The sequence below is a fragment of the Archangium sp. genome, from assembly GCF_036389735.1.
GTDB lineage: Bacteria > Myxococcota > Myxococcia > Myxococcales > Myxococcaceae > Archangium.
Map to the genome: position 1 here is coordinate 1 of NZ_DASVWK010000666.1, position 10,369 is coordinate 10,369.

The 10,369-nt window shown below is 69.4% G+C and carries 7 protein-coding genes and 1 pseudogene; 2 read left to right on the plus strand and 6 right to left on the minus strand.

Annotated features, from left to right (window positions below; genetic code table 11):
* Positions 1-271, plus strand: a pseudogene (locus tag VF794_RS23440) (hypothetical protein); the annotation flags it as partial.
* A gap of 64 nt (positions 272-335) precedes the next feature.
* On the opposite strand, the gene VF794_RS23445 reads toward VF794_RS23440, so the two are convergent.
* The 6 genes from VF794_RS23445 to VF794_RS23470 form a co-directional block, all read right to left on the minus strand.
* The gene (locus VF794_RS23445) at positions 336-1,058 is read right to left on the minus strand and encodes a phosphatidylserine decarboxylase (RefSeq protein WP_331114026.1); all 723 of its coding nucleotides are present in this window, start codon (positions 1,056-1,058) and stop codon (positions 336-338) included.
* An 831-nt stretch (positions 1,059-1,889) separates the two neighbouring features.
* Positions 1,890-2,882: a YcaO-like family protein gene (locus VF794_RS23450; protein WP_331114014.1), complete on the minus strand. Its 993-nt coding sequence runs from the start codon at positions 2,880-2,882 to the stop codon at positions 1,890-1,892.
* Positions 2,879-3,328: a hypothetical protein gene (locus tag VF794_RS23455; protein ID WP_331114016.1), complete on the minus strand. Its 450-nt coding sequence runs from the start codon at positions 3,326-3,328 to the stop codon at positions 2,879-2,881. The genes VF794_RS23450 and VF794_RS23455 overlap by 4 nt, the downstream gene beginning before the upstream one ends.
* Positions 3,329-3,379: 51 nt before the next feature.
* Positions 3,380-6,904 carry a serine/threonine-protein kinase PknK gene (locus tag VF794_RS23460; protein WP_331114017.1) on the minus strand — a complete coding sequence of 1,175 codons (3,525 nt, stop codon included), beginning with the start codon at positions 6,902-6,904 and terminating at the stop codon, positions 3,380-3,382.
* Between the two features lie 5 nt (positions 6,905-6,909).
* Positions 6,910-8,754: a sigma 54-interacting transcriptional regulator gene (locus VF794_RS23465; protein ID WP_331114019.1), complete on the minus strand. Its 1,845-nt coding sequence runs from the start codon at positions 8,752-8,754 to the stop codon at positions 6,910-6,912.
* Between the two features lie 176 nt (positions 8,755-8,930).
* Entirely contained in the window at positions 8,931-9,680 is a 750-nt protein-coding gene (locus tag VF794_RS23470; protein ID WP_331114022.1) for an AraC family transcriptional regulator, read from the minus strand.
* A 133-nt stretch (positions 9,681-9,813) separates the two neighbouring features.
* On the opposite strand from VF794_RS23470, the gene VF794_RS23475 reads away from it, so the two are divergent.
* Positions 9,814-10,369 (plus strand): cytochrome-c peroxidase (locus VF794_RS23475; RefSeq protein ID WP_331114024.1); only part of this gene is annotated, 556 nt, incomplete at its 3' end.

Genomic DNA, 10,369 nt, shown 5'->3' on the forward strand with positions numbered 1-10,369 from the left:
GGAGGGGATGCCAGAGCCTTTCACCAGCGGTCGGCTCACGGACACGACGCCCCAGGGGGAACCCGTGCTCGCGCGACCGCTCCCGCGTGAGCCCTTCAAGGGGCAGAAGCGCCCCCCATGCAGTCGCCACATCGAGGTCGAGCTCATCGGCGCCTGCTGGTCACCTCACGAGCTGAAGGCTCCGTGCCCGGACGAACTCTACGAGTACCAGGGAAAGTGCTACCTGCCCTCGTTCAGTGCCAGGCCGCCCCCCCAGTCGCTCGGGCAGTGAGGTAGGACGCCTTTGGCGTCAACCCGCGCCTGGGTCAGCGAGTCCTGGGTTCAGGCATGAATGCTCATACGGATTTCCAGACGCCGATCTGCGCGCCGATGTTCGTCACGTTCTGGCCAGTCCCCGAGCTTGACTTGGGCAGGACCGGCCGCTGAGGGAACTTCTTGCCCTTGGCGGTTTCGAAGACCAGCTCCTTGCCGGGCAGCTTCTCGTAGATGATCGCGAACGAAGAGCCGCCGTAGTTGAACTTCCCCATTTCCTGCCCCTTCCTGACCGTCGCCCCCTTGGTCATCGCCCGGTCGAACTCGATGCTGGAAACCTCGCTCATCCCGAGCGGAATGCAGCACACATGGCCGTAATCCTTGGTCTTGAAGACGATCAGCCCCCGTGCGTTCACCTGGGCCAGATAGGGCAGGGAGGCGGTAGTCGCGCCGCCGAAATCCGGGAGGACCAGCTTGTTGAAGAAACAGCCGGGAATCGCGAACGGCTTGAACAGCACTTCGCCGTTCACCGGGCACCACCACCGGTGAAAGTTGTAGGGGTTCAGGTAGGTCTGGAAGATGTAGCCGCCGGTGAACATCTCGACCAACCCGTGCCGGTCGATGAGCTTCTGCTGTTCCTTCACCGGCGAGCTGAGGATATCGGACAGCGAATACTTCATGTCCTTGAACCAGAACACGTCGTTTTCCGCGATGTTCGGCTGCCACCTGAACAGCGAGCCGTCATTGGGACAAATGACCGTCCTGTTGGAGTCGGGATCGGCGGAGAGCTCATGGATTGATTCCAGGAATACTCACCCGAGTAGGAGGACGCGTTGACACACCTGGCCTTCGCCCCCACGCCCGCAGTCTGCGAGTTGCCTCCCAGGTACCAGTTTCCCCCGCTCAAGTAGGTCCCGACACGTTCGGCCCCACCATTGAAGTTTCCTTGCACCTGCGTGAGAAAGCACACGCGACCATTCCCACTGCCCAGGTTGACCGCTGGGTTACCCTGGCTCCACGAATACTCCTGTGTATAGCTCCCAGCCGTGGCGGACACGCACCGCGTAAGCGCTCCAACGCCCGGCGCGTCCGCGGAGCCACCGAGGTACCAGTTCCCCCAGAGGGTGGTAGTCCCGATGGTATTGCCGGCCAGATCGAAGTCTCCGGTCATCTTGTTGAGGAAGCAGACCCGGTCCGAAGCGCTTCCGAGAGCCACGGTCGACGCGGTCGTGCTATACCACCAGTGCGAGTTGATAACGGTCAGCCCCTGCTCGGCCGTGCCAAACGCTGTGTTGGAGCCAGTTGACAGCGCATCCGCCGGGCTTTCTCCCGTCCCGTCAGTGGTCGTCGCGGGGTCACATCCCGCGAGCAGGCCCGAGACAACCATCACCGCGCTGATACAAGTGAGTTTCGACATGCGTGCTTCTCCTGGTGAGCGTGTTACCGCTCAAGGGGTGGTGCTCGAGTATTCAGCAAGCCACATGCCGCCCGTTTCCTGGGGGACGGCGCCGAAAACCCGCGCCATCCCTCCATTCAGGCAGGTCAGGGGTTGGGGGGCGCCGCGCGAAGCGGCAAGTTCTTGCCAGGAGAACCTTGCCGGCACGAACTTGCCGGAAGACCTGGCGCCAGCAGTGCCCCTATCCCTCTGAGCGCGGAGAGCGCACGGCCTCCGCCTTCTGGCGGATGTGCTCCCACGAGTCCGTGTGGGCGAAGGCGTAGCGGGTCTGCTTGGGTGGCAGGCCTGCTTCCAGCCTCGCGCGCAGGGTGCGCAGCAGGCTCAAGCCATCCAACCGCTTCTGGTCCACCCGACTCTCGGCCACGAAGCGACGGCACGCCTCCAGCCCGGCCGCGTCGAGCCCCGCCTCCCGGCCCTTCTTGAGCAGCCCGGGCCAGCTCCGGTCGGCATGGAACAGCCGCTTGCCGACCTCCACCCTGGCGCGGGCGTATTGCTCCAGCAGGGCCCGGCAGCCCGGGTCATCCACGGTGGCGGGGTCGACCCGGAGACGGTGCCGGGCCTGCTCGCCGGAGAGGCGGAAGAGGGTGGTGGCGTCGCGCTCGATGAGCTCGCAGAGGGCGTGGTTCACGGCCTCGAGCGGGTGGTTGCCCGAGGCCAGCCCGCTGGAACTCATCAGGAACGAGCCGCTCCCCGAGGGCAGCGGCAGCGTGTAGTCCATGTGGACCAGCTCGTAGGGCACCCAGGTGGAGCCCTCGTCGAAGAGGCTCCTGCCCTCGATCCACAGCGTGCGGAAGTGGCCGTGGAACTGACTGATGGACAGCGCCGGCAGCGCGGTGACGTCCACCATCCGGTGGGTGAAGCGCAGCTCGTTGAAGGTGGCGAGCTTGAGGGGATGGGTGATGTGCTCGGCGTGGTACAGCTCGATGGCCTCCATCAGCCCCGAGGCCCGGGCGGAGGCGAGCTCGCCCCCCTTGCCCTGCGAGACGGAGAGCGAGCGCGCATTGGGCCGGATGACCATCACCACGGGGATGCCGATGGTGTCCAGGCCCGTGACGTTGGCCACGCGGGTGATGCCCATGATGGGCAGGAGTCCTTGCACGCGCGCCACCGTCGCCTCGGGCGGGACGAGGCGGTGGGTCCCGGAGTGGAAGCCCTTGGGCGATGTTTGAATCACTTGAGCGTGAAGCTCTTGAGGTTCAACACGTAGCACGTGACGGCGTCTGACGTTGGCATGGGCGTCAAGTCCGCGACGATCGCGTTGGCATTGACCAGGTTGACGACGGGGTTGTCTTTCTCCGGCAACGTCAGGGACGTCACTGCTCCGTCCGAGGTGAGCTGCCAGTACTGGTGGTCGGCCGCGGCGATGATCACCGAGCCGACATAGAGGGTGAAGGGCTCCGAGTCGCCGTCCTTGTCGGTCACGGTGAGCGTGACCTTTCCAAAGCCAATTCCCTCGGCCTCGCACTTGAAACTATGAGGGTTCTTCAGACTGAGGAGGTGCTCGTGGTCTACCTTCCAGGTGACCTGCCCGTTGTAACCGGACGCGGTGAGTACGGTGCTTCGGCCAACCTCCAACCTGGTCTCCGTCGAGCTATGGATTTTGACTTTATTCTTTTTCATGTCCCGCTCTTCCCCTGTGGTGATTCGTTGTGGCCCCGTAGGCGCCGGTGTCTATAGATAGCCGGCGCGCTCCGCCTCCTGGAGCGCACGCTCGATGCACACCCATATGTCCCGCTCGCGACCACTGCTCCAGGCCTCCTGGGCTTCCTGGAGCGCCGCCGAGAGCGTGTCGGGCAGGCACTGCTGGGTTGAATGCAACAGGCGCGCCACCCGGAGCGCCGCGTCGGCTGGCCGTCCACGCTGGAGCTCCAGCAGGGCCAGGGGAAGCAAGGCCATCCACTCGAAGGGGTAGATGAGCGAGGTGGTGCCCCAGAGGTGCAGCGCCGCCTGACAGTGGCGCTCCGCGTCATCGGGGCGGCCCTCGCGCAGGGCCACCCAGCCCAGGTTGGCCCGGGCCGCGCCGACATAGCTCGTCATGTTCCCGGCCTCGGCGGCCCGCAGGCTCCGCTCGGCGCAGTCCCGTGTCGCCTCCAGGGCCCGGCGCCTGCGGTGGATCTGCGTCAGGTAGGTGAGCCCCCGCGCCTCCAGGGCCACGTCCCCCGTGCGTCTGGCACGCTCCACCGTGGCGAGCATCCGGTCGGCGGCTTCCTCCAGGGCGCCGTGCCACAGCAGCACGCACGCGAGCACACAGCCCGCCTCGGCGCTCTCGTCCGGATCTCCCGAGGCCTCGCTGGCCTCCAGGTAGTCCCGCGCGAAGCGCACGGTCTCCCCGGACGCCAGGTAGCGCTCGGCGCGCAGGTTGCGTTGGACTCGCACCTCGAAGAAGCGGGCCCGCTGCAGCGGCGTGCCGTGGCGCTCGACGGTGGGCTGGATGCGCCGCGACAGCTCCTCCATCACGTCCAGCCGCGCCGTCCAGTAGTGCACCGCGAGCTGTTCAATCTGGATGTGCAGCCACTCGTTCCACCACGCCTCCGGGGCTTCGAGCGGGGGCTCGCCCAGCGACTGCTCCGCGGTGCGGTAGGCCGAGAGCGCCTCGTCATGTGCGTGGTGGATCTCCCACGCCTTGCCCCTCTTGCGGTGCAGGCGTGCCAGCTCGAGCCCGTGCTCCGGCGCGGTGTGTCCCAGGGCCCGCGCGTAGGCGTGCCGGGCCTCCTCGTGCCGCCCCACGAGCGCGAGCACATCTCCGAGCGCCTCGTGGAGCGAGAGGGCCGCGGAGGGCTCGCACCGGGTCCGCGGCACTTCCTCGAGCGCCGCCCGGTAGAGCCGGATCGCCTCCCCGTTGGCGTACGTGGCCCGCGCCCGGTCCGCCGCGCGGCCGAGGTAGAGGAGCGCCTTGTCGTGGATGCCCGCCTGCGAGAAGTGGTGCCCGAGATCCGGGAAGGCATCGGGGACGTCCTGGGCGCGCGCCTCGATCAACCGGGCCCCGCCCAGGTGGAGCGAGCGCCGCCGCTCCCTGGCCGTGCGCTCGTAGGCGAGCTCCCGGAGCTTGTCGTGCACGAAGCGCAGCCGCCCCGAGGCGGTCTCCTCGATGAGCTGCCGCCTGCGCAGCTCCCCGAGCACGTCGAGCGCCGCCATCTCCGAGAGCCCGGCCAGGGTGGGCAGCAGCGCGCCGTCGAACTCGCGCCCCAGCACCGAGGCGCACTCCACCAGTTGCTGCCCGTCCTCTCCGAGCGCGGACAAGCGGCGCTCGATGAGCTCGGCCAGCGTGCGCGGCAGGAGCACGCGGCGGGCCATCAGGTCCGCGCCCTTTCCCGGCTGGCGCAGGTGCCAGGCCCCCGCCCGGTCCCGCGTGAGCAGCCCTTCGTCGATGGCCGCGCGCAGGTACTCGGCGATGAAGAAGGGATTGCCGGACGAGCTGTCCGCCAGGAAGTCCACCAGCTCCGTCGGTGACTCGCGCAGCGCCAGCATCCCCGCCACCATCGCCCCCACGCTCCCGGTGTCGAGGCGGCCGAGCGCGATCCTCCGGGCCCCCGGCGCGCTCAGCAGCTGCGTGAGCTCGGCGCCTGTCTCCCCGAGGCGACAGGTCCCCAGGATGAGCACTCCTGGCTCACCTCCCCGGGCGGCCAGCACCTTCAGGAACGCGAGCGAGAGCTCGTCGGCCCACTGCAAGTCATCGAGCACGAGGAGGAGGGGCTGCTCCTCGGTGAGGCCGAGCAGCGCCTTGCGCAGCGTCTCCAGGATGCGCTGCTGGGCCGCGGCCGGTGGCAACGCCGGGGGCTCCGGCTGCTCCTTCACCCAGGGAAGCTCCGCGAGCGCGGGCTCGTAGAGGGCGAGCCACCTGCCGCTCGTGCCCAGCAGCCGCTCCGCCTCGGTGGCTCCCCGCGCCCGGCAGCGATCCGCGAGCAGTTGAAGCAGCGGGCGGAAGGGGTGGAGCGGGACGGCCGCCCGGCCCTGCTCCGGGGCCGTCATGCTCCACAGCGTGCATTGCCCTGTCACCACCTTCACCTGGCGCCGGGTGGCGAGCAGGGACAGCTCCAGGGCGAGCCGCGTCTTCCCCACCCCGCTCTCCCCCTCCAGGAGGATGAGCTGTCCCCGCCGCTCCCGGCGCAGCTGCTCCAGCGCGCTCCCCAGCTCCTCCAGGGGGCCCGCGCGGCCTTCGAGCCCGGGGCGATACAGATAGCTCCTGGGACGCCCCGGGCCCTCACGCTCCTCCCCCCCGACACCCAGCGCGTCGAGCGCCTGGGCCACATCCTCGGCGTAGCCGAGCCGATCGTTGGGGCGCTTCTCGAGGAGCCGCAGCACGAGCCGTTCGAGCTCCTCCGGGACGCCCTCGACCTGGCGCGAGGGGGGAACCGGTGCCTCGTTCAGGTGCTGGAACACGATGGAGCCCGCCCCCGCGCCAATGAAGGGTGGGCGGCCCACGAGGCACTCATAGAGGATGCAGCCGAGCGCATAGAGATCCGCGCGCGCGTCCACGAGCTCGCCCCGGAGCTGCTCGGGCGCCATGTAGGCCACGCTGCCCATGACACGCCCTTCGGCGGCGAGCTCCTCCCGGCTCGAAGCGCCACTGAACGAGGCGGCGATGCCGAGATCCACGAGCACGGGCCCTCCCTCCTCCCGGAGGAAGATGTTCTCGGGCTTGAGGTCGCGGTGGACGAGGCCCTCGCCGTGCAGGTGGGCCAGCGGCGCGCAGAGCCCTCGAACCAGGGACAGCAGCGCGTGGAGCGCGGGCAGGTCGAGCCTGGGGGGCGCGGAGGCAGGGGCTGGAAGGGAGGGGGGCACCGGGCCCGGTACGGTGGCGTCGGTGGAGGTGGGCAGCCACGTCGCGGTGGGTTCCACGGCGACGGCTCCCGGGCGCCGGGTCCACCGCGGGGCCTCGAGGCGGCTGCGCAGCGTTCCCCCCTCGAAGAGCTCCATCACGTAGAAGGGCAGGCCGTGGGAGAGGCCCTCGTCGAGGATGCGAGCGATGCCCGGATGGTTCAGTCGCCGCAGCGCGTGGATCTCCCGGCGGATGCCCGCGAGCAACACCTCGGAGGGAGCCCGGACCGTCTTGAGGGCCACCGGCACTGCCTGCTCGCGGTGCTCCGCGCGGTAGACCACCCCCATCCCGCCGCGGCCCAGCAGGCCGGTGATGCGATAGGGCCCCAGGAGGGAAGGCAGCACCTCGGAGGGCTCGAGCTGTCGGGACGGTGTCATGAGGACTACGGCTTCTTGAGCCCCAACACCTTCATCCGGTAGGAGAGGGTCCGCACCGGGATTCCGAGACGCTTCGCCGCCTCGCTCCGGTTCCAGCCCGTCGCGACGAGCGCCTCCTGGACGAGGTGCGCCTCATAACCCCGCACCTGCTCGCGGGCCTGTGCTCCTTCCAGCACGGGCCCGGGTGCTGCCCGCTCGGTGGGGGAGGGCGCGGGAGCGGGGCGCTCCGCCGCACCCGCCGCCTGCACCCGCGCTGGCAGATCGCCAGGAGCCAGCAGCGCTCCCCGTGCGACGACCACGGCGCGCTCGATGGCGTTCTTCAGCTCGCGCACGTTGCCTGGCCAGGAGTAGGCCCGCAGCAGCTCCAGCGTCGCGGACTCGAGCCCCCGCACGTCGCGGCCGTTGCCCTCGTTGGCGAGCCGCAGGAACCGGTGCACGAGCGGTTCGAGCTCGTCCTCGCGCTCGCGCAGCGGGGGGATGTCCAGGACGATGGCGTTGAGCCGATAGTAGAGATCCTCCCGGAAGCTACCGGCCGCCACCATGGCCTCGAGGTCCCGGTGCGTCGCGGCGATGACGCGCACGTTGACGGTGAGCTCCTTGCTGGCTCCCACCCGGCTGAACGAGCCGGTCTCGAGCACTCGCAGCAGCGCCACCTGCGCCGCGAGCGGCATCTCGCCGATCTCATCGAGGAAGACGGTGCCGCCGTGGGCCTCCTCGAAGACGCCCTGCTTCAGCTGTCCCGCGCCCGTGAACGCCCCGCGCTCATGACCGAAGAGCGTGCTCTCGACGAGCTCCTTGGGGATGGCGCCGCAGTTGACCCGCACCATCCGCTGGGAGCGCCGAGGCCCCTGGTCATGGAGGAAGCGGGCCAGCACCTCCTTGCCCGTGCCCGTCTCTCCCTGGAGGATGACCGGCACGCGCGAGGCCGAGACCTGACGCGCGGTTTCCAGCAGGGCGCGCATGGCGGCTCCGGCGATGAGGGAGCCCTCGGCCATGGTGCCGCTGTCGAACCAGGGCGCCGTCGAGGTCACCTCCACGGGCTGTTCGGCACTGGCGCGGTTGGCGGCCGCGCGCGCCAGCTCGACGAGCTCCTCCACCGTGCCCGCGGCCCCGGGGTACAGGGAGACGCCCACGACGAGCGGCGGCCCGGAGGCTCGGGGCGCGGTGGCGATGGCGCGTGCGATGCGCACCGCCTCCTCGGGCCCGCTCTCCGGCAGCAGGAGCTGCACGGCGTTGGCGCCATAGGGGGCGATCCGGTCCACGGGACGCAGCTGGCCGTGCACGCGCTCCAGCCAGCGGTGGACATGTTCCTCGAGCGAGGGGGGCGCGCCGTCACTCCGGTCCCGGGCGGCGCGCACCACGAGCAGCGCGAAGGGGCGGTGGAACTGCCGGGCTCGGGTCGCCTCCTCCTCCACCGCGCGCCGGAAGGCTTCATCTCCCTCGAAGCGCAGCGACTGCCCCGAGCGGCCGAGCGCGTGGATCCGAGCGGACAGCCCTCCGAGCCGGAGCTCGTCACCGATCTCGAGGAAGGCCTTCTCGATGCGCCGGCCGGCGATCCACGAGCCATTCTTCGAGCCGAGATCCTCGACGGTGATGCGGTTGTCGGAGAGCAGGAAGCGCGCATGGAGCCGCGAGAGGCGAGGGTCGTTGATGCGCAGCTCGGAGGGTTCGGCGCGACCGATGGTCAAGGGAACCTCGGGCTTGAGCAGTCCCAGCTCGGCGCCATGCTCGTGGTGGACAACGACGGCGAGCCGCTGCTCGTGGCCCTCGGCCAGCTCCCCCTCCGCGCCGTTCGTGAGGGTCGTGGTGTCCGTGGCACCTGATGCCTGGCGTGGATGCCCTACGTGCATGGCTGGCCCTCTTCCCGGAGTGCCTCCCACTCATATCAGGAAAGCCTCCGGCCTTGAGGGAGGCCCAGGGGCGCCCCTGGCCCAAGCGCGTCCCTCTCCCGAGGGGAGGGGGTTGTTACTCGAAGTGTGCCTCGGGAACTCTGGTTTTGTGAGTCGTCCCGCTTCGGGTCACCGGTTCAGCGGAAGTAGCGTGCCGGTGTGTCTCCCAGGGCGGACTTGAAGACGGCGATGAACGACGAGACGTCTTCGTAGCCCACGTCGAGCGCGACGTTGCTCACGCTCTCCCCCGCCCCCAGTCGTTCCAGCGCGGCGAGCAGGCGCAACTGCCTCCTCCATTGTCCGAACGTCAGCCCGGTCTCCTTGAGGAACAGCCGCGCCACGGTGCGCTCCGTCATCCCCGCCACCCCCGCCAGCTCTCCCAACGTTCGCCCGTCCGCCGGATTCGTGGTCAGCGCCTCCGTCAGGCCCTTCAGCCTCGGATCTCTCGGCGCGGGCAGGTACAGCGGAGACACCTTCAGTTGGGGCAGGCGGTCGAGGATGACCTGGATCAACCGCTCCTCGGGCCCTCCGGGTGGATAGTCGGCCCCGAACTCCGACGCCGCGATGAGCAGCTCATCCACCAGCCGGTCCACGCCCACCACGCAGCACTCGGCCGGCAGGGGCGCCACCCCCGGTTCCACATAGAGCGTTCTCAGCCAGAACGCCTTCCGCGAGGAGACCTGATGGGCGATTCCCGGGAGGATCCACACCGCCCGTTGGGGCGGTACCACCCAGCGGCCCTCGCTCGTGCGGACCGTCAGGACTCCTTCGCTCGCGTGGATGAGCTGCGCGCGCCGGTGCTCGTGCCAGGGCCCCTCCATCGGCTCGTAGCGCTCCGACAGCACGAACACCCCACGCTCGGTCTGGTCTGGGTCGAGGAGTGCCATCGTGGGTTTCTGTCCGTTTTGCCCTATCGTTTGTCGGGCTGGGGCGAGAACGGCAGCGCCCCGGTTCCTATTCTTGGGCTCGTCACCGCGCAAGTGGGAGCGACCCAACCCCCCTGTCGACTTGAGCCAATCCATGTCCCGCTCGTCCATCGCCCTGGCCCTCTGGGGGGTCCTCTCCGCCGCTTCCTGCACGAAGTCCGTGCCCGTCGAGCCCGTCGCCCAGGTTGCCCCTGTTGCTCCGGTGGACCCTCGGGCGCTTCAACCCTTGCGCCCGCTCGTCACGCCGTCGAGCGGCGATCCCCAGGTCGCGCTTGGACGAAAGCTCTTCTTCGATCCCCGGTTGTCGGGCGATGGCAGCTTGAGCTGTGCGAGCTGTCATGATCCGGGGAAGCGGTTCTCGGACGGCCGGGTGGTCGCGGTGGGTCGCAACCAGGTGCGCTTGAAGCGCAACACCCCCGCCTTGCTGAACCTGGAGTCGCGAGGCCCCTACTTGTGGGACGGGCGGGCCGCCACCCTCGAGGAGCAGGCGCTCGTCCCCTTCGCGGATCCCAACGAGATGGCCCGGGACCTCTCCGCCCTCGAGCGCGAGCTGGCCGCGGATCCCGGGTACGCCGCCCGGTTCCAGGAGGCCTTTGGCTCCGCCGGCGTCACCCGCAACACCCTCGCGAGCGCGCTGGCCGCGTTCGAGC

Coding starts and splice junctions, on each gene's coding strand:
- VF794_RS23455 (WP_331114016.1), bottom strand. CDS start 3,328: ATGAAAAAGAATAAAGTCAAAATCCATAGCTCGACGGAGACCAGGTTG.
- VF794_RS23460 (WP_331114017.1), bottom strand. CDS start 6,904: ATGACACCGTCCCGACAGCTCGAGCCCTCCGAGGTGCTGCCTTCCCTC.
- VF794_RS23465 (WP_331114019.1), bottom strand. CDS start 8,754: ATGCACGTAGGGCATCCACGCCAGGCATCAGGTGCCACGGACACCACG.
- VF794_RS23470 (WP_331114022.1), bottom strand. CDS start 9,680: ATGGCACTCCTCGACCCAGACCAGACCGAGCGTGGGGTGTTCGTGCTG.